This window comes from Anaeroplasma sp. (assembly GCF_034179385.1).
Taxonomy (GTDB): Bacteria; Bacillota_I; Bacilli_A; order Acholeplasmatales; family Anaeroplasmataceae; genus Anaeroplasma.
The window spans coordinates 63,606-83,573 of sequence record NZ_JAXFPY010000077.1 but is presented as its reverse complement, the minus strand read 5'-3'; the positions used below and the strand labels follow the sequence as shown (position 1 = coordinate 83,573).

Annotated in this window: 14 protein-coding genes; 1 reads left to right on the top strand and 13 read right to left on the bottom strand. The window is 31.6% G+C overall.

The window, feature by feature from the left end:
* The 13 genes from SPJ17_RS05275 to SPJ17_RS05215 all read right to left on the bottom strand — a co-directional run.
* A partial coding sequence (locus SPJ17_RS05275; RefSeq protein ID WP_321093309.1) for a hypothetical protein occupies nt 1–3,813 on the bottom strand: 3,813 nt, incomplete at its 3' end.
* A gap of 156 nt (nt 3,814–3,969) precedes the next feature.
* Nucleotides 3,970–6,789 carry an excinuclease ABC subunit UvrA gene (gene uvrA / locus SPJ17_RS05270; protein ID WP_321093308.1) on the bottom strand — a complete coding sequence of 940 codons (2,820 nt, stop codon included), beginning with the start codon at nt 6,787–6,789 and terminating at the stop codon, nt 3,970–3,972.
* Between the two features lie 7 nt (nt 6,790–6,796).
* Nucleotides 6,797–7,294: a hypothetical protein gene (locus SPJ17_RS05265; RefSeq protein WP_321093307.1), complete on the bottom strand. Its 498-nt coding sequence runs from the start codon at nt 7,292–7,294 to the stop codon at nt 6,797–6,799.
* Entirely contained in the window at nt 7,275–9,251 is a 1,977-nt protein-coding gene (gene ligA / locus SPJ17_RS05260; protein WP_321093305.1) for an NAD-dependent DNA ligase LigA, read from the bottom strand. Before ligA ends, SPJ17_RS05265 begins: the two co-directional genes overlap by 20 nt.
* A gap of 84 nt (nt 9,252–9,335) precedes the next feature.
* Nucleotides 9,336–9,806, bottom strand: a complete 471-nt coding sequence (locus SPJ17_RS05255; protein WP_321093304.1) for a hypothetical protein — start codon at nt 9,804–9,806, stop codon at nt 9,336–9,338.
* A 30-nt stretch (nt 9,807–9,836) separates the two neighbouring features.
* Nucleotides 9,837–11,993 carry a UvrD-helicase domain-containing protein gene (locus tag SPJ17_RS05250; protein WP_321093302.1) on the bottom strand — a complete coding sequence of 719 codons (2,157 nt, stop codon included), beginning with the start codon at nt 11,991–11,993 and terminating at the stop codon, nt 9,837–9,839.
* A gap of 3 nt (nt 11,994–11,996) precedes the next feature.
* Nucleotides 11,997–13,574 carry an ATP-binding cassette domain-containing protein gene (locus SPJ17_RS05245; protein WP_321093301.1) on the bottom strand — a complete coding sequence of 526 codons (1,578 nt, stop codon included), beginning with the start codon at nt 13,572–13,574 and terminating at the stop codon, nt 11,997–11,999.
* A 72-nt stretch (nt 13,575–13,646) separates the two neighbouring features.
* Nucleotides 13,647–15,290 (bottom strand): glutamine--tRNA ligase/YqeY domain fusion protein, encoded by a 1,644-nt coding sequence (locus SPJ17_RS05240; protein ID WP_321093300.1) that lies wholly within the window; start codon nt 15,288–15,290, stop codon nt 13,647–13,649.
* 529 nt (nt 15,291–15,819) lie between these two features.
* Entirely contained in the window at nt 15,820–16,191 is a 372-nt protein-coding gene (locus SPJ17_RS05235; RefSeq protein WP_321093298.1) for a hypothetical protein, read from the bottom strand.
* On the bottom strand, nt 16,175–16,651 hold the full coding sequence (locus SPJ17_RS05230) for a hypothetical protein (RefSeq protein WP_321093297.1): 477 nt from the start codon (nt 16,649–16,651) through the stop codon (nt 16,175–16,177). The genes SPJ17_RS05235 and SPJ17_RS05230 overlap by 17 nt, the downstream gene beginning before the upstream one ends.
* Complete coding sequence (locus tag SPJ17_RS05225; protein ID WP_321093295.1) at nt 16,641–17,348, bottom strand: DUF4417 domain-containing protein; 708 nt, start codon at nt 17,346–17,348, stop codon at nt 16,641–16,643. Before SPJ17_RS05225 ends, SPJ17_RS05230 begins: the two co-directional genes overlap by 11 nt.
* A gap of 149 nt (nt 17,349–17,497) precedes the next feature.
* Entirely contained in the window at nt 17,498–18,037 is a 540-nt protein-coding gene (locus SPJ17_RS05220; RefSeq protein WP_321093294.1) for an ImmA/IrrE family metallo-endopeptidase, read from the bottom strand.
* A gap of 40 nt (nt 18,038–18,077) precedes the next feature.
* Nucleotides 18,078–18,395 carry a helix-turn-helix transcriptional regulator gene (locus tag SPJ17_RS05215; protein ID WP_321093293.1) on the bottom strand — a complete coding sequence of 106 codons (318 nt, stop codon included), beginning with the start codon at nt 18,393–18,395 and terminating at the stop codon, nt 18,078–18,080.
* 643 nt (nt 18,396–19,038) lie between these two features.
* Between SPJ17_RS05215 and SPJ17_RS05210 the strand changes: the two genes are divergently transcribed.
* A complete protein-coding gene (locus tag SPJ17_RS05210; RefSeq protein ID WP_321093292.1) occupies nt 19,039–19,959 on the top strand; it encodes a QueT transporter family protein in 921 nt (306 codons plus the stop codon).
* Nucleotides 19,960–19,968 lie beyond the last annotated feature (9 nt).

Here is a 19,968-nt window from a genome sequence, read left to right as displayed (position 1 = left end):
AATTCTTTGATTCGATTTATGAATCTCTTTTTTAAATACCATTCCTAAATTATTAAAATGTGTTGTTTTGGTATAATCTACTAATGCACTTGACAAGGAATGAAATAAATTCAAGCATTGCGAGGTATCATCCAAATACATATCGAGTATGGTTAAATTTGATATTTGACCATAAAGTGGATAATTTTCTATAAGATCCCCAAGGTATATGTTTGTCCAAACATCATCTAAAAATCTTCTTCCTACCATAATGCTTAAACTTGAAAGTATAAGGCTAACATTTCTTGTATAGATATACATTTGTCCATCAAGATATAATCGTATCGTTATATATGAATTATATATATTATAGGATAACCCAATAGAATGCATGGTTCTATCACTAAAGGAAATATTAGTTTCTATAATTTGGTCATTTACCTCTATAAATAAATCACTTTCATTTCTATATAATCCTAAAACAGTCTCTGTAAAATCTCCGATTTGAAAGAAATATTGTTTTTCATTTCTTCCGTCGATATAAGCATTCATATATATCGTTCCATGGCTATATATATCTAACGAATATACCAATTCAGCGCCATCTGCGATATAGGCATAATGCTTCAATTCCTTATTATAATTAAAGCTTCGATCCTTATCATATGATGCATAATCTCTTATATTGAATCTTGTAGGTTTTTTTCCGTTTAAAGAGTTCACATTATTTTCAAGTGGATATATTTCTGCTTGATTTATAAATGTTTGATTTATGGTATGTAGATTTGTATCCGATATTTCTACTGTACCATAGTTATCCTCTAATAAGTTTTCTATAATATATTCCTTTGTGGATAAATAATATGCATGTAAATAATAATAAGGTACTATCATCTCATGCCCAATGGATAGGCACGTTATTTTGGAAATGCCATAATTGCCTTGATAATTACTTGCTATATGGGATATTGAATTCTCTTGCAATCTCGTTATAATATTCCCATTATACCCAAATCTTTCCAATTTTTCATTTACCATTAATTGATATAAGGATTGAGAACAATTGAAGGAAAAGCTAAAGAAATTCCATTCTTCATTTCTGATTTCATACATGGATGTATGCATCAATGTATTTCCATCATATATCTTTACATGGTTATTTACTATCTTTATATTAATGACATCATTTCCTAAGGATAATATATATTTTCCTTCTTCGTTATTTGGCTTAAACCAAAAAGAAATGCTAGAGGATGTGCTATTTATTCCATAATCTAATCCCTGTTCTAAAAGTACACAGGGAACCTTATCAAAGGCATAGCTTATTCCATCTATAGTACTACTACTTATAACAAAATCTAATCCAACTAAATCCGTTGTATTATTAAATATAGTAGCTCCATATAAAGGGGTCTTTTGTATATAAGGCAAAATAGCTTCCACATTCCTCTTTCTCGATCTTATTCTTGAATTAAAGGATTCGTATATTTTGTTATTGGATATTTCTTTTTTTGTGTTTGTAATATGAACGAAATCATCATAAACATATTCTATTTTTCCTAAGCTTTTTTGAATTTTACATGCATTACCAAAAGAATCATAGCTTATCTCTTTTAATATTTTATTATTTCCATCGAATACCTTTATGAATTCCTTTTTTGAATTATATTCATATTGGAACTCTAATTCTCTAGTATTATTTGGAAATATATAATATATCTTTTCTAAATTATTATCTGAATTATAGGTGAATGAGTAGCCATCGGATCCTTCATTATACTTTATATTTTCTATGAAAAATTTTTGATTATAGCTTATGGATAAAATCAATATATTATTTATTTTAACCTCCTTTAATTTTCCATTATTATAATAGGAAAAGCTATAATTAGATCCATTTGGTCCTGTAGTGCTTCCCATTTGATTGTTTGTGTTATAGCTTAAGGAATAAGTAATATCATCCTCTCTATTCGAATACTTTACTGAGCTAATATTATAATAATTATCATAGCTATACGTAACTTTATCATCCTTTGGATTTGTTATGCTATATAATCTTCCATAAGTATCATATGCATATGTTGTTATATCAGAAAGCTCATTCTTATAGCTTGCAATCATTCCCATAGAATAGGTATATTCTTCATTTAATATCTTATTCTCTTCTTTATTCATTATTCTTTTTTTCATTAAATGATTATTGTTATAGGTCATTTGAGCCTTTGCGCCATACTGATCTATACATGAAGTTAGATTTCCATCATAATCATAATTTTGCTTATAATAGGATGCATTATCTCTTATGCTTTTTATGTTTGTATCATAATAATATTCCATTTCTATATCTTGATATATAGCAGATATATGATGAATATTTCCTATATCATCCATACTATAGGATGTACCATAATCTACCATTCCTATATTTAAGCCTGTAAAAATGTATCTACCAATTCCTGAAAAATGTATTTGTAGTTCTATTTCTTCATAGCTATACATTGCCTTTAACATTAATCTTATTGGTCTATAATAGCCAATTAAATTCTCTTTTCTTATAGTAATAGATTCCTCGTTCACAACTTTACCCTTATCATAAATAGATAAAAGAATCAATATAAAAGAATCATTGATTACATCATCATAGGATTTTAAATACAAAAGAAAAGAAAGAATATCTGTTCCCAACCCATGATGGGATATTTTTTTGCTTAAATGGGGATATGATCCAGATGGTTCTACAAAATAAGAACTTAAATTTGAAAATGGCTCTTCTGGAGTATTTAATCCTAAAAAAATATTATTTCTATCATATAATGTAAAATCAGGTGAAATTATACTTTCCTCTAAATGGTTTAAATCAAGAAAAGGAGTTTCCTTTTCTACATGGTTATATTCGTCATATTCTCTTACTAATACCTTGCCCAAGGTATCATATTCATAAACAGGCTTACCCTCATAGAATTCAATTCTATGGTGATTCCCTAAATAATCTGTTACTAAAGTTTTATTCGACAGATAGGATATAGTTGTCGTATAAATATGTGTATTATTTAAGTATTTTTTCAAAGAAGTCACTTTATTATTCGATAGAATTCCTTCTACCTTAGAAGTTGTTTTTCCATTATATAGACTTATTTTAGATGAGGTAATATTTAAATTTGTCTCGCTTATGATATATTCACTTGATCCATTCACTCTTTTTGTTGTGATTTTAGAAATTGTATTATTCGTATATATCAAATCCGCTTTTAATCTTATTGAACCATAATGTCTAAAGGTTATACTTGTGACGATATGAGAGCTATTATATATAAATGCGATTTCATCTCCCATACCGTTATTTATTGTAGTTACTACTCCACTATTTGAATTTAATGTATATATTGTTGTGTTTTTCTTTTTAATCTTGGATGGGAATTTTGCATTCGCACTATCAAATACATAGATATTTCCTTTTCTATCCTGTAAATCGTAATGTAATAGTCCATCTTGTATTCTTCTCATCTTACAATTCGTTTCATAATTCCAAATCTCATAACACGTATAATCATCCATAGAACCATCAGAATTTGTAACGGTCATAATGTTATTATTTAAACGAATGGATTTGAATATATTCAAACGAGCTCCCTTTCCAAAGAATCCTAGCACATTTCTATCTTGATAATTATAATACAATTTTAATTCTAATTGACGTTCACCAAATGTTGTAAAAATCGGTAATTCTACGATTGTATTTGCATCAATAGAACATAAATTTACATACATTTTAGCTCCATTATCTATATTTTCCTCGAATTGTTTTGTATGGGGTTTTAAGCCAGTATTTGCCATAATTCCTCCTTATAATTGAATCGTTATTTCTAATTCAATTATAAAAGATTTTTAAGTGTTTTTAAATAGCTATTATAGAAATGCTACATGTTTAATAATATTGACATGAAAAAAATGCTATACATGGACATACACATATAGCATTATTATAAATTCTTATTTCTCTAAAAATGGTTTTAGATATTTACCAGTATAGGATTCTTCACATTTTACTAAATCCTCAGGTCTACCAGCGAATACCACATTACCACCCTTATCTCCACCCTCAGGTCCCATATCTATGATATAATCTGCCATTTTAATTACATCTAAATTATGCTCAATAATAAGTACGGTTGCACCTTGATCTGCAATTCTTCCAATAACCTGCATAAGCTTCTTTATATCATGAACATGTAGGCCTGTGGTTGGCTCATCTAGAATATATAGAGTTCTCGGTGAGATTTTAGACTGTAGCTCATAAGCAAGCTTTACACGCTGTGCCTCACCGCCAGAAAGCTCAACAGAGGATTGACCAAGCTTCATGTAGCCTAAGCCTACATCAAATAAGCTTTGTAGCTTATTTTTGATTTTAGGGAAGGCATCAAAGAAGGTAAGTGCATCCTCAATGGTCATATCTAAGACGTCAGAAATGTTTTTACCCTTGAATTTGATTTCTAGAGTTTCTGAATTGTATCTTTTTCCCTTACATACCTCACAAGGTACATAAACATCTGGTAGGAATTGCATAGAAATTCTCTTTAAGCCATCACCCTGACAAGCCTCACATCTTCCTCCCTTTACATTGAAGGAAAATTTGCCCTTGTCATAATTTTTAATCTTTGCATCTGTAGTTTCACTAAATAGGGTTCTAATATCATCAAATACACCTGTATAGGTTGCAGGGTTGGATCTAGGCGTTCTACCTATTGGCTGTTGAGAGATTTGAATGATACGATCAATATTCTCTAAACCCTCAATTTTTTGGCATTTTCCTGGGTAAATTCGATTTGCCTTATATAATTTTACATACGCATTTTTATATAAAACCTCATTGATTAAGGATGATTTACCACTGCCAGAAACACCTGTAATTACAGTTAAAATTCCCAGTGGAATCTTAACATTTACCTTCTTTAAATTGTTTTCCTCTGCACCCTTTATCGTTATATATTTACCTGTAAGCTTTCTTCTTTTTTCTGGTAATTCGATTTTCATTCTACCAGATAAATAATTACCTGTAATCGAATTTGTATTTTCCATTACCTCCTTTGGAGTACCCTCTGCCACAACAAGTCCACCATGAATACCAGCTCCAGGGCCAATATCTACAAGCCAATCAGCTTCCTTCATGGTTTCATCATCATGCTCAACAACAATTAAAGTATTTCCTAAATCTCTCATTTCCTTTAATGTATGAATAAGCTTTTGGTTATCACGTTGATGAAGTCCAATCGATGGCTCATCTAGTACATATAATACTCCTGTTAGCTGTGAACCAATTTGTGTTGCAAGCCTTATACGCTGTGCCTCACCACCAGATAGAGTATCTGCAGATCTAGCTAAGGATAGGTAATCTAATCCAACATTAATTAGGAAATGTAATCTATCTCTTATTTCCTTAACTGCCTGCTTGGCAATTTCTGCCTTTTCTATAGATAGCTTTAATTCTCCAAACCAATTATATAAATCTAAAATGGACATACTGCAGACATCTGCAATATTTTTATCATTGATAAAGATATTTAAGATAGAGGAATTTAATCTTTTACCTAAGCAAGTATCGCAGGTACGCTCAACCATATATCCTTCAATCCAATCTCTAATCCAATCGGAGGTCGTTTCTCTATATCTTCTATTTAAATTTGTAATTACTCCTTCATAATAATCATCATGGTCATGATTTCTACCACTCGATGCGTTCATCTTAAAATGAATAATATCTGGAGAACCATAAAGAATGATTTTTTTCTCTTTATCACTTAATTTATCAAATGGCTTATTTCTATCAATCTTATAATGATCACAGGTTTGTAATAATTCAACTCTTGTCAAATTATCCTTCTCCCAGTTTTTATAAACTGTAATTGCATCCTTGTTGATAGATTTATCCTTATCTACGATTAATTCCTCTGAAATGGATAATTTTTTACCAAGTCCATTACAATCCGGACAAGCACCTAAAGGTGAATTAAAGGAGAAGATTCTAGGCTCAAGTGAGGCAAGGCTATAGCCACATTCAGGGCATGCATGCTTCGTAGAATAGAATTCCTCTTGGTCATTACTATAAAGCACACAGTAGCCATCCGATTCCTTAACTGCAAGCTCAACTGCATCAAAGATTCTGCTTCTTACGCCTTCTTTCATGACTAAACGCTCAAGGACAATATAAATATTATGCTTCTTGGTTCTTTCAAGATTTGGAATTTCATCCTCAAGCTCAAGCATTTGTCCATCCACTAGGGCACGAACATAGCCAAGCTTTAAATATTTTTCAAAAATTCCCTTGTGCTCACCCTTCTGTCTAAAGATTACAGGTGCAGTAATATAAAGCTTTGTACCTGTTGGATGCTCCATAATCTTATCGACAATTTGATCGATAGATAAGGAGGATATAGGAATATGATGAGCAGGACAATATGGAGTACCTACTCTTGAGAATAATACTCTTAGATAATCATATATTTCTGTAACCGTTCCTACGGTAGATCTTGGGTTATGAGAGGCACTCTTTTGGTCAATGGATATTGCAGGTGATAATCCTTCGATGGAATCGACATCTGGCTTTTCATTAGAGCCAATAAATTGTCTTGCAAAGCTAGATAAGGATTCTACGAATCTTCTTTCGCCCTCCTGGTAAATCGTATCAAAGGCTAAGCTTGATTTACCGCTACCAGATACTCCAGTCATAACTATTAATTTATTCTTAGGGAGCTCAATATCAATATTTTTTAAATTGTTTTCTCTCGCTCCTCTTATAATTAACTTATCGTTCATAATAACCTCAAATATTTTTAATGCCTAGATTAATTAAATCCTTTTCTCTAATATATTCCTTTAAGGATGAATTCTTATTTATAAATTCAATACATTCACTCTTAGAGGAAAAATAATAGCTAATAAAGGCAAAGATTTGCCATGGCTTACAATATATAGAGAAAGAATATAGGAATATAAATCTTCTCGCTTTAATTTTATATATATCCTTCTTTCTAGCTAATACGATTCCATTAGAAATCGTATTAGCCTCTTCCTTTATTTCATAATTTGTTTTCTTATACAAATAGTATCCTATACCAAGCAAAATGAAGAAAACCAAAATTAAAGATATTCCTAATACCAATAATTCTTTACCCAAAACATTCATGCTGAATTCTTGTTTTAATGTTTGTATAAATAGGATAATTCCATGGATTATGGTTAATATTGGTAAAATAATCACTATCATAGATAGCGCAAAGCGAACGGTATAATTCTTCATTTTATTCCTTAATCTTTTCATTGAATTCAGCTTCTTCCATGATATAAATACCTAAGGATTTAGCCTTATCATATTTCGAGCCAGGATTTTCACCTAAAATTAGGATATCTGTCTTTTTACTTACAGATTCACTTAAGGATCCTCCAAAGGATTCAATGAGCTTCTTTGCCTCACTTCTTCCCATGGAAGATAATGTACCTGTTAAAACACATTTTTTACCTGTAAAATAGTTTTCCTTTATTTCACCTAAATCATATTCCATATTTAAGCCTAAGGCTCTTAATTCCTCAATCAATTCTCTATTTGCTTCATTTTGCATCCATTCGATGAAATCCGATGCAATAACAAGTCCAATATCTGGAATATTTACAACCTCTTCATAGGTAGCATTTCGCATTCCATCTATGTTTTTAAATCTCTTGCATAAGGATTTTGCAGCCTTAGCACCTACATGGCGTATGCCAAGACCAAAGATGAGTTGATCTAAATTATTCTTTTTAGATTCCTCTATCGCAAAAAGTAAATGATCAATACTCTTTTCACCTAAGCCTGGTAATAGAATTAATTCACTATAATTAAATTTTAAATTAAAGATATCCGGAATTCTTTTAATAAAGCCTGCTTGAAATAGCTGTTCTACAAGCTTATCACCTAAAGAATCGATATTATAGCAAGGCTTTGATGCGAAATGAATAAGCTTATTGATAAGCTTTTCCTCACAATCTGGATTTAAGCAATACCAATCCGCTTCCTTTTCCTTTCTTACTAATTTGCTTCCACAGCATGGGCATTCTTTAATCATTTCAAAAGGAATAGAGAATAAATCTCTTTCCTCAGGAATAGCCTTTACAACCTCAGGAATGACATCTCCTGCCTTACGAATGACGATGGTATCGTTAATATGAATATCCTTTTCCTTAATATAATCCTCATTATGTAAGGTTGCCTTAGCTATCAAAGAGCCCTGTACAAAGACTGGCTTAAAGTTTGCAACAGGAGTAATCACACCCGTTCTACCTACTTGGTAGGTAATATCTAATAATTTCGTGTGAACCTCCTCTGGTGGGAATTTATATGCGATAGCCCACTTAGGGTATTTCACGGTTTCACCGATAATATCATGAAGATCCATTTCATTTACCTTAAGCACAATTCCATCAATATCATATGGTAAATCTGGTCTTTTTTTACCCATTTCTAAAATATATTCAATAACCTCATCCATAGTTTTACAATGGCGATATAAAGGATTAACCTTAAAGCCTAAGCTCTTCATATCCTCAAGTGCTTCTACCTGAGTTTTGACATTTTGATCTAGGTAATAATAAAGGAAGGTATCTAGATTTCTCTTTGCTGCAATTTTGCTATCTAATTGTCTTACAGATCCTGCAGCTGCATTTCTACAGTTTGCGAATAGCTCCTCTTCGTTTTCTTCTCTTTCTAAATTAAGAGCAATAAAGGATGCCTTTGGCATAAATATTTCACCACGAACCTCTGTTGTAAGTGGTGTTTTTAATTTTAGTGGTACAGATTTGATTGTTTTTACATTATGCGTAATATCCTCACCCACTGTACCATTACCTCGAGTTGCACCCTGAACGAATATTCCATTTTCATATTTTAAGGAAACGGATAATCCATCAATTTTAAGCTCAACGCAATAGGTTGCATCCCTTGCAACACTTTTGACTCTTTTATCAAAATCTCTTAGCTCATCAAAGGAAAATGCATCCGCTAAGGACATCATTTTAACAGAATGTGTAACCTTTTTAAATTTAGATAATACCTCTCCACCAATTCTTTGTGTTGGTGAATCTATAGTTTTTAAGCTTGGGTTTTCTTCCTCTAAATGAATTAATTCCTCCATTAGCCTATCATATTCATAATCCTCCATAATCGGATTGTCGTTTACATAATAAGCGATAGACGCTTCATTTAGCTTTTCCTTTAGTTCATTTATTCTTTCTTTAACATCCATACTGCTTCCCCCTCGATAACGTAATTTATTATAGCATAGGAACCGTCTTTTTTCTATGAAAAAAGCCATTCATTTGAATGACTTTTATTCTGTGGTTGTTAAAGATTCATATCTATATACAAAATATATTGTTTGTTCCTTAATTTTCCTAATTGTTTGCGTAGCTGCTGTTGGATTTAATGGGTGCTTATATGGGATTGTTGGTGCCTCATAGACTAGATAATATCCATTTTTTCCATAATAAACATTAATCATTCGATAAAACTTTGTAGCATCATCTTTATAGGTAATACTAAAATAGAAGGGAACCTCCCCATTTAAATGAGATATGACCTTATCTGTAGAATAGGCATCTACATAATATTCTACATTTAATTCTACCCGAATTTTCTCTAATTCCTCTACAGTTTTATAATATTTATTCTCCCCTATTACACTCTCATCTAGAGTTAGCCATATTCCTAAGTAGCTATCATATTCCTTTTTACAGGAGGTAAGAAATAAAAGTGGAAATATCATTAATATGGATAATACAATACAAAAATTTTTTTTCATGTTACAACTTCTTTCAATCTTTTTTAAAAACTATATTTTTCTTATGGATGGGTGATTACCATTTAATACCTTTACTCCGTATGGAACCTTAAAGGCTACGGTAATTGTAGAACCCGATACCTGTACTACTAAGCCATCTCCAAAAGCTTTATGATTAATTTTATCTCCAATTTGATAGGAAATATCGGATACTACCTCTTTTTCCTTTTTTTCTTCCTTTTTATAGGTGAAGGATGCAAAGGTAGTAGATTCTCCAAGATTTACCCTAGGCTTTGGCTTTGTGCCTCTTAAATTCTCATATAGCTTAGAATCCATTTCGCTAATAAAGCGAGAGGGTACCATATATTCTGTTCTACCAAATCTCATTCTATTTTCAGCATTTGTAAGATATAACTCATTCTTAGCTCTTGTGATGCCGACATAGCAAATTCTTCTTTCTTCTTCTAAATCCTCATTGGATATAATATTAATTCCTGGGAAGATTTCTTCTTCCATAGCTACCATAAATACAGTATCAAATTCTAGTCCTTTAGCCTGATGGAAGGTTGTAAGACGAACAGATTCATCAGATTTTGTATCATCATGCTCACTTCTTAAGGATAAATCAAATAATAAATTCTCAAGCATTTCAAAGTGCGTTAAACCTAAATCCTCATATTCCTCCTCTGTCTCCTTTAGTACTGAGGAAAATTCTTTAATATTATCGAACCTGTCCTGATAGGAATCCATATCCTTTCTTATTTCATCATCATAGCCTGTTTTATCATAGATTTCCTTTAATATTTCCGGCAAGGATAATTCCTCTATTTTATCCCTTATCTCATCTAGAGTAGATTTAAATTTTCTTAAATTGTCTGCCGCAATGCCATTGCCTGAATAATGATCTATTGCATCATATAAGGGTAATGCTTTTTCATATGCCTTTATTTTAAGATTTTCTAATATCTTTTTACCTATTTTTCTTTTAGGTACATTAACTACTCTATCAAAGGAAAAATCATCATCAGGATGAATTAATAATCTTAAATATGCACTCATATCCTTGATTTCCGCTCTAGAAAAGAAGGATAATCCTCCATAAATGGTATAAGGAATCTTGTTTTTAACAAGCTGATCCTCAAAGCTTCTAGAAATAGAATTTGCACGATAGATGATTGCAAAATCAGAATATTTCTTTCCTTTTCTTATGCCCTCTAATATTTTATTTATGACAAAAATGGTTTCATCATAGGAGCTTGTAGCTCTATAATATTTGGGGATTGGACCAACCTTTTTATTTGAGAACATAATCTTTTTGATTTGATTTGGATTCTTTAAAATTATATTGTTCGCCAAATCAAGAATTTGTGTTGTAGATCTATAATTTTCTTCAAGTAATATTAATGTATAATCCTTGTATTCTGCTTGAAATTTCATTATATTTTCAATCTTAGCTCCTCTAAAGGAATAAATGGATTGAAAATCATCACCAACGACAAATATATTTCTATTCCTTCTTGCAAGTAAGGTCATCAAATCATATTGCATGGCATTTGTATCTTGGAATTCATCGACTAATACATAGTCAAATTGATTTTGATATTTTTCTAAGATTTTAGGATTCTTATGAAATAACTCAATCGTTTTTATAATTAAATCATCAAAATCTAATAAATTATCCTCCCTACATCTTTCTTCATATTTTTGATTTACAATAGTAAATATGTGTAAAAGACGTGGATCGTTCACATTATAATTTTTAAAATTCTTACTTTTTGAAATGAATTCTCTTATAACCTTTGGCTTACAATCTATATCAAAATCTAAATCCTCTATAATCTTCTTAACTATCTTTAAGGAGTCATCCTCATCTATGATGTTAAATTTTTTATTATAGGGTGGCAAAGCATCAATTTCCATTCTTAAAAGCCTTGAGCAAAAGGAATGGAAGGTAGATACCCACATATAATCGGTATTTATATCTAGCATATCCGCAACTCTCTTTTTCATTTCAAGAGCTGCCTTGTTCGTAAATGTTACCGCAAGAATCTTAGAGGGTATCACCTTTAATTCTTTTATGATATATGAAATTCTAGTGGTTAATACCTTTGTTTTTCCACTGCCCGCACCGGCCATTACCATAACGGGTCCTTCTGTTGTTGTAACAGCAAGCCTTTGGGCTGGATTAAGATTCGTTAGTAAATCCATAAATTACTCCTGCTTTTCTAAAAATTCCTCATATGTTGTTACTCTATCGATAAAGCTTCCATCCTTATGGATAGAAATGATACGATTACAAACGGTTTCTAAAAGCTCTGCATCATGGCTTGAGAATAAAATATTACCCTTATAATTTAGCATACCCTCATTGAGTGCTGTAATCGATTCTAGGTCTAGGTGGTTTGTTGGATCTTCTAACACTAATACATTAGGGCATTCAAGCATTAGCTTTGCCATCATGCATCTTACCTTTTCTCCACCAGATAAAACATTACATTTCTTTAATGCTTCATCGCCACTAAATAGCATTCTACCAAGCCAGCCTCTGATGAAGGATTCGGTTTGATCCTCCTTAGAATATTGTCTAAGCCAATCAATCATATTTAAATCCTTATCAAAATATTCCTTGTTATCCTGTGGTAGATATCCTACATTTGTTGTAATACCCCATTTAAATTTTCCTGTATAATCGGTATCCTTGCCAGCTAAAATATTAAATAGAGTTTGAATTTGATGTGTATTTTCAGATAAAATACCTATTTTATCATTCTTATTTACCGTGAAGGTTAAATCCTTAAATACACCAGGCTTCGTAAGCTTTTCGACGATTAAAATATCATTACCAACCTCTCTACTTTGCTTAAATCCAATATATGGATATCTTCTTGAGGATGGTTCAATATCATCCAGTGTTATCTTTTCTAATAGCTTCTTTCTAGATGTCGCCTGACGGCTTTTTGATTTATTCGCACTAAATCTTGCGATGAATTCCTGTAATTCCTTAGCCTTTTGTTCATTCTTTTTATTTAAATCCTTAGCCTGTTGTAAGGCAAGCTGGCTTGATTCATACCAGAATTCATAATTACCTACATAAAGCTTGATTTTACCAAAATCAACATCACAAATATGTGTACATACATTATTTAAGAAATGGCGGTCGTGGGAAACAATTAATACTGTGTTTTCAAAATTAAGCAAGAAATTCTCAAGCCATCTTGTAGATTTATAATCTAAGTTATTGGTAGGCTCATCTAAAAGCAGGATATCTGGGTTTCCGAATAATGCTTGAGCAAGCAAAACCTTAATTTTAACCTTCGCATCTAATTCCCCCATTTGCTTGTAGTAGCAATCTGAATCTACACCTAAGCCTGCAAGTAGGGTTTCTGCATCACTTTCCGCCTCCCATCCGCCAAGCTCTGCAAATTCACCCTCAAGCTCTGAGGCTCTAATGCCATCCTCATCACTGAAGTCCTCCTTTGCGTAAAGGGCATCCTTTTCCTTTTGAATTTCCATTAATCTTTTATGACCTAATAATACGGTTTGAATTGCTGTTTCATCATTATAAGCATTCTGGTCCTGCTTTAGAATGGACATTCTTTCATTCTTATCCATTAAAACCTCACCCGTTGTAGATTCTATATCTCCGCTCAATAGCTTTAAAAACGTAGATTTACCAGCACCATTCGCACCAATAATTCCATAACAATTTCCTTTGCTAAAGGTAATATTAACATCCTTAAATAAAACTCTAGATCCATATTGTAATCCTAAGTTTACTGTTTTTAACATAATATATCTCCTCCAAAAAATATATTTCTTACGTAAAATTAAGGGCTGTAGAAACAGTCCTTAATTTATTTTTTATAGCTTAAATGAACTCTTTAATCCGCATGTACGGTTGAATACAAGCTTATCCTTAGTAGAGTCCTTATCTGTACAATAATATCCATTACGGATGAACTGATAATGATCAAGTGGCTTAGTATCCTCTAGAGATTTTTCTACAAAGCCCTCAAATACATGAATAGAATCTGGATTTAATCTTTCCATGAAATCTAAATCCTTATTCTCCTCTGTTTCATCTAGCATTAATGGCTCAAATAGACGGAATTCTGCAGGAATTGCATTAGATGCATCTACATAATGAATATTACCATTTGGCTTTCTACCATCGAATTCACCACTCTTTGTTTCTGGGTCATAGGTTGCATGAATTACAGTAATATTACCATTCTCATCCTTCTCAACAGAATTTGCAGTAATGAAGTATGCCTTCATTAATCTTACCTCAACACCTAAAGAAAGTCTCTTCCACTTCTTATTAGGCTTTTCCTCAATGAAGTCCTCTCTTTCGATATAAACCTCACGAGAGAAGGAAATTTTTCTTGATCCTAATTCCTCATTTTCCTGATTGTTTGGCGCATCAAGCCATTCAACCTTACCCTCTGGATAGTTATCAATAATCACTTTTACTGGATTGATAACTGCATTTGGTCTTATAGCCTTTAATCTTAAATCGCTTCTTAATTCCTCATCTAGCTGTTCTGCCTCAACCGTAGAATTCACTCTAGATAAGCCAGTACCTAAGATGAAGTTTCTAATAGAATCCGGAGTAAATCCCCTTCTTCTTAAGCCGCATAATGTTGGCATACGTGGATCATCATAGCCAGATACCTTACCTGCATCTACAAGTGCACGTAAATATCTTTTTGACATGATAGTGTTCGTAATATTTAATCTACCAAATTCATACTGATGTGGTTTCTTTTCAATTCCACAATTATCTACAACCCAATCATATAATACTCTATGGTTATCGTATTCTAAAGAGCATAGGGAATGTGTAATTCCTTCGAAGGAATCCTGTAATGGATGTGCAAAATCATACATTGGGAAAATGCACCATTTTGTGCCCTGTCTATGATGGTTAATATGTAGAATTCTATACATTACAGGGTCTCTCATATTAATATTAGGGCTTGCCATATCAATCTTAGCTCTTAGAGTCTTTTCACCATCCGCATATTTGCCTTCCTTCATTTCCTCAAAAAGCTTTAAATTCTCTTCTACACTTCTATCTCTATATGGAGAATTCTTACCTGGCTCATTTAATGTACCACGGTATTTCGAAATTTCTTCTTGAGATAGGTCATCTACATAAGCAAGACCTCTTTTAATTAAATCGATGGCCTTTAGATAGGTAGCTTCAAAATAATCAGAGCCATAGAAAATATTTGCAGGCTTATAGCCTAACCAAGCTAAATCCTCAATAATACCTTCTACGAATTCCTTATCCTCCTTAGCAGGATTTGTATCATCAAATCTTAAATTTGTTTTTCCATTAAATGCCTTTGCAAGCTCAAAATTAGTAATGATCGCTCTTGCATGACCGATATGTAGGTAAGCATTAGGCTCTGGTGGGAATCTTGTGATAATTTCATCAACCTTACCAGAATCTAGGTCATTCTGCATTATTGTTTTAATAAAGTTATTAATTTCTGCCATAACTTTCACCTCTAAAAAAAATATAGATACATTATACTACAAATCAATTAAAATCTCTATACATTACAAACATTTACTTAAGTAAATCTCTTTTATTTTCTATATTTTTTTGAAAGCCTTGTAAAAAGCGTCTTTTCGCATTAAAATCAATTTGAGTATTTCCTATCTAACGTTTAATCGAAGAGAAAAAATGAAAAAAATTTCATAAATACATTTTACATACTACATTTTAATAAATAAAAAATTATGTAAATTGTACGAGATATATGGCATTTTACAAGAAGTTGTATAATTCATATAAGACATTTGATGCTATAAAAGATATTTTTATCAAATTTTCAAAATCCTAAGCGAAAGGTTGTGCCGTTCGAATCACATCGGGAACGCCACTAAATAACAAAATCAGCCTCATTTTTAAGACTGATTTTTTACATATTGTTATTTTTTTTATTTAAATATAATATTTGCTTAACATTGCGTTCAATTTCTTTCAAAGAAATGAATTGATTAGACAACATATTCAACATACTTATCTAATTTCATATGGATAATCCGGAATTATTTTATATTTAAACGAATGCGCATCAAGAATTTTTGCCGTATTTTTCAAATTCTTTGCATGCCCCTTAAATACAGAATATCCTTTTTTTATTAAATCTTTACTTACAACAAAATTATTACCTGTTAATTTCGCAAAAATTTTAATTTGGTCAAGAGATGGATTTTTAATTGATAATGTTTCAATCTCATATATGGTCTCATCCAAATCTATAGTTTCCCACTTTGTAGTAGCTAATTTGCAACCACAATTAGGACAGGTCAAATTTAATGCAGGTTTCTCATAAACAGCTAACATTTCAGTACCACAATCAGGACAATAATATTTATTTTCTTTTTCCATGTTTTATACCTCCTGGAACATATTTAACAAAATCCCCTTTTACAGAAGGACTTATATTACCTATCCAATATCTACCATTGGATAAAGAGTATATTGTATTATTTGGTGCATAAACTGGTTTACCCAATGCATTTGCGAGATGTTGAGCAAATCCTTCTGGATCAGCACCTGTACTACATGATAACAATCTTATTGATCTTGCTTTTTTGAAGCCTGGTTGTTTTCTAATCAATTTAGCAGCTTCTCTTGCATCTACGTTATATGTTTTTCCACCACTATAAACTTCGATAAAAGTAGTAGCTCCATGCGCTATAACATCAAACATTCCGTTTGGATCAACATCTGGTCTATTAGCAATATATTTTCCAAATTTAGATTTCTCGCCTGTCCTTGGCATAGAATTGGCGTCACCGATTGCAACGTCGTGTTTACCTGAAAATAAGGAAATTCTACCCTTCATAATTAGGTACCTCCTTATTCATTCTTATTATCTTATCTTTTTCATTTTCTATCATAGTATAAGAGTCGTATTGATATATTGGAATGCCCAAAAACTCAGCCTTCCAAAATATTTCATGTAAATCATAACCATAAACACATATGCCTATTGGTTCTAAGGCTTCTATGACTCTAGACAATTGTTCTTCAAATATTTGTCTATTTTCAAGAGTTTTAATAAAACCATTCGTACCTACTGCTATTAGAGTATGTTTGGGATATGCTTCCAACGAAGAAAGTGTTCTATTATCACCTAGTCTAACATTTGGTATAATTTTTATACCAACAGAACCATAGTAATATGTAATTCCTAAATTAAGTCCTATCTGACTTTTTTGGACCCAAATCGGCATGTTATCATATGGTGAAGCATCCATTCCTAATACGCACTGATAATTTCTAAGTTTTTCAACATATCTCTTTGGATTACCCAGGATAGGTTGAAATTCATAATCACAGCAATAAAAGCTCATACCTGTAGTTTTAGGGTCAATAACATCTTTTCTTCTATCCCACTGCACTATATTTTTAGGAGGCTCAGCAGCTACCATCCATTCCTCAATTATCGGATAATTATCCGTCTTAGTACGTCTAGCATTAGCAATGAGGTATGCTAAGTAAACGTCCCTTACATAGGGAGTTTTTGACTTTTTTATCATGATTTTTAATTCTCCTTATAATAATTTTTATGACACAGTCATTTCCCGCCATATTAAAATTTGTTGAAATATAAGAGCAATCATGATAAACTATAAGTGTGAGTCGGGTTTATTCACGATTACCGGGATTGAATGTATTACCAGTACATTCAGTCCTTTTTCTTTATTTCAATGATTTCATCTCTGAGTTTTAAAAACTCACTCTCGTATTCAAACATTTCCTTACCATATTTTTCCATTCTCTTCTGAATAGTCGAAAAATGATAAGAGGCTGGTTGAGGACCAATCCCAAATTTTTCTGTTATTTCAGCTGGCGAACACACTTCTGCTAAAATAACCATACACTTAGGGGCAAGAAGTACTTTAGAAAAATATTCCGCGAGTAATTCTTCCTCGTCTGTCGGATTTTCTTCTCCATAAACAATATGTTTTATTTCGTGTCCAATTGAATAACGCTGTCTGTAATAAGGTTTGTCATCATTATAATAAACTTTATAATGAATCGTTCCATCGCTTATATGTTCGAATACTGTAAAACTATCATCCAATTCCTTAAACTTATTAAGTTCAATAAGCTTTTCTTTTGGAAGTGATGAATATTTTATAATTTCAGCTCCGAATACTTTTTTAGCAAATTCAAACACATCAAGCGGGAACTCAATATATTCATAATCAATCAGCAACTCCAATGCTTTTTTTCTGCGGAAATATATCTTTCAGCATCCAACATTATTTATCGCCAAAGAGTATCTTAAGAATTTCCGCCTTTTGGTCAACGGTAAGTTTTGCTTTATTACGAGTTACAATATTTCTTGTTTCAACGTATGGATCAATTTCACGCTCTCGGCTTTCACCTCCTAAAAGATAATCAGATGAAACACCTAAAGCCATAGAAACATTATTAACGATATCCATTCTAGGTTCTATGCCTTTGCTAAGATATCTGCATAATGATGGTTCAGAGACTCCACTCATCCTTGATAGTTCTTTTTGATTAAGTTTCTTCTCTTTTAATAACTCTTTAACTGTTTCTGCAAACTTTGACATAAAGTCCACCTCCTATCACCATATATCAAGTTCAAATTTATTTTACCAATTTCATTTTGAAATTTCAATAGTTTAATTATAAAATGTTTCTTTCTTTGTGCTTTTTTTATTTCTATGCTAATTCAAGTTATATGGAATGAAAGCAGAATATATCACTTGATCTTTATATATTCGCTACATTTAGAGTTTAGAGTGAGACCGCAACAAAATGCAACAATATTTATAAAAACATTTCCGCAACACCGCATTAAAAAATTAAAAAAGCAAATGTTACAAAAAAGATATTGAAACACTTCCTATAAAGATATTGCATAGTATGGCTTTTTATAAAAGATATTAAAAGATAATGCCGAGTTCAAACAAAAAATAAAAAAAATATATAAACATACTTTACATACCACATTTTAAAAAATATAAAAATCCGAAAAATGGCTTAGTTGCGCCATAAATCGGATTTTTTTGTTTATCAACTGTCGAAAACGGGATTATACTACAAATGAATTAAAATCTCTATACATTACAAACATTTACTTTAGTAAATCTCTTTTATTTTTTATATTTTTTTGAAAGCCTTGTAAAATTTTTCTTTTGGCTTTAAAATAATTTGAGAATTTCCTATAATCGCTTTAGCAAGGAGGAAAAAATGAAAAAAATAAGTGTTAAATTCATTGCTGAATCTGCCATTATTGCAGCACTCTATGTTGTAACGACATGGCTTTTAGCCCCCATTTCCTATGGGGCAATTCAATTTAGAATATCGGAAGTCTTAATGCTTCTAGTAGTATTAAACCCTAAATTTTCCTTCGCACTCATTTTAGGATGTTTCATATCGAACACGACCTCAAGCCTTGGGTGGTATGATATGGTTTTTGGTACGCTTGCAACCATAATTGCAATCATCCCTATGTGCTTCATTAGGAAAATGCCTATTGCTGCCATATTTCCTGTACTTTCGAATGCATTTATCGTTTCCTTAGAGCTTGGAATTGCCTTTAATCTATGGAATGAAGCATACTGGTATAATGTATTCACAATAGCCTTAGGGGAGGCTATCGTTTTATATTTACTTGGTATTCCACTTATGAGTGCAATTTCTAAAAACGAAAGTCTTTGTCTTCTTATGGAATTAGATAAAAATAAGGCAATATCCATCCATTTCTTAAATGGCTATGGAATATTAGCCATAGGCTTCTTCGTTTTAAATATTATTTTATATTTTGCATATCCAATGTATTCTATAAGTAAAGATGAAATTACTACCAACTATACTATGTTTTTTCTTACAAGAAATGGGGCTTATTGGCTCATTCTTGCAATCGGTTTAGGGTTGGGTTATTTGGCTATTACAATATTTTTAAAGAATAAAATAAGACTTATTCTTGGTATAACAATATCTATCCTATCTTCCTTACTTCAAATAATATTAGGAATAATCTTTAAAGATGCATTAACAAGCTTTTATTATTATTTATATTTCTTATCCCCAATATTCTCCATTATATTATCACTATTTACATATAGAAACACAAAGACAAATAATGAATCAAAAGAGGAAGCGAATTAGCTTCCTCTT

Bases quoted from the DNA above. Each gene is read 5' to 3' on its own strand.
- uvrA (WP_321093308.1), bottom strand. From the start codon at position 6,789: ATGAACGATAAGTTAATTATAAGAGGAGCGAGAGAAAACAATTTAAAA.
- SPJ17_RS05265 (WP_321093307.1), bottom strand. From the start codon at position 7,294: ATGAAAAGATTAAGGAATAAAATGAAGAATTATACCGTTCGCTTTGCG.
- ligA (WP_321093305.1), bottom strand. From the start codon at position 9,251: ATGGATGTTAAAGAAAGAATAAATGAACTAAAGGAAAAGCTAAATGAA.
- SPJ17_RS05255 (WP_321093304.1), bottom strand. From the start codon at position 9,806: ATGAAAAAAAATTTTTGTATTGTATTATCCATATTAATGATATTTCCA.
- SPJ17_RS05250 (WP_321093302.1), bottom strand. From the start codon at position 11,993: ATGGATTTACTAACGAATCTTAATCCAGCCCAAAGGCTTGCTGTTACA.
- SPJ17_RS05245 (WP_321093301.1), bottom strand. From the start codon at position 13,574: ATGTTAAAAACAGTAAACTTAGGATTACAATATGGATCTAGAGTTTTA.
- SPJ17_RS05240 (WP_321093300.1), bottom strand. From the start codon at position 15,290: ATGGCAGAAATTAATAACTTTATTAAAACAATAATGCAGAATGACCTA.
- SPJ17_RS05235 (WP_321093298.1), bottom strand. From the start codon at position 16,191: ATGGAAAAAGAAAATAAATATTATTGTCCTGATTGTGGTACTGAAATG.
- SPJ17_RS05230 (WP_321093297.1), bottom strand. From the start codon at position 16,651: ATGAAGGGTAGAATTTCCTTATTTTCAGGTAAACACGACGTTGCAATC.
- SPJ17_RS05225 (WP_321093295.1), bottom strand. From the start codon at position 17,348: ATGATAAAAAAGTCAAAAACTCCCTATGTAAGGGACGTTTACTTAGCA.
- SPJ17_RS05215 (WP_321093293.1), bottom strand. From the start codon at position 18,395: ATGTCAAAGTTTGCAGAAACAGTTAAAGAGTTATTAAAAGAGAAGAAA.
- SPJ17_RS05210 (WP_321093292.1), top strand. From the start codon at position 19,039: ATGAAAAAAATAAGTGTTAAATTCATTGCTGAATCTGCCATTATTGCA.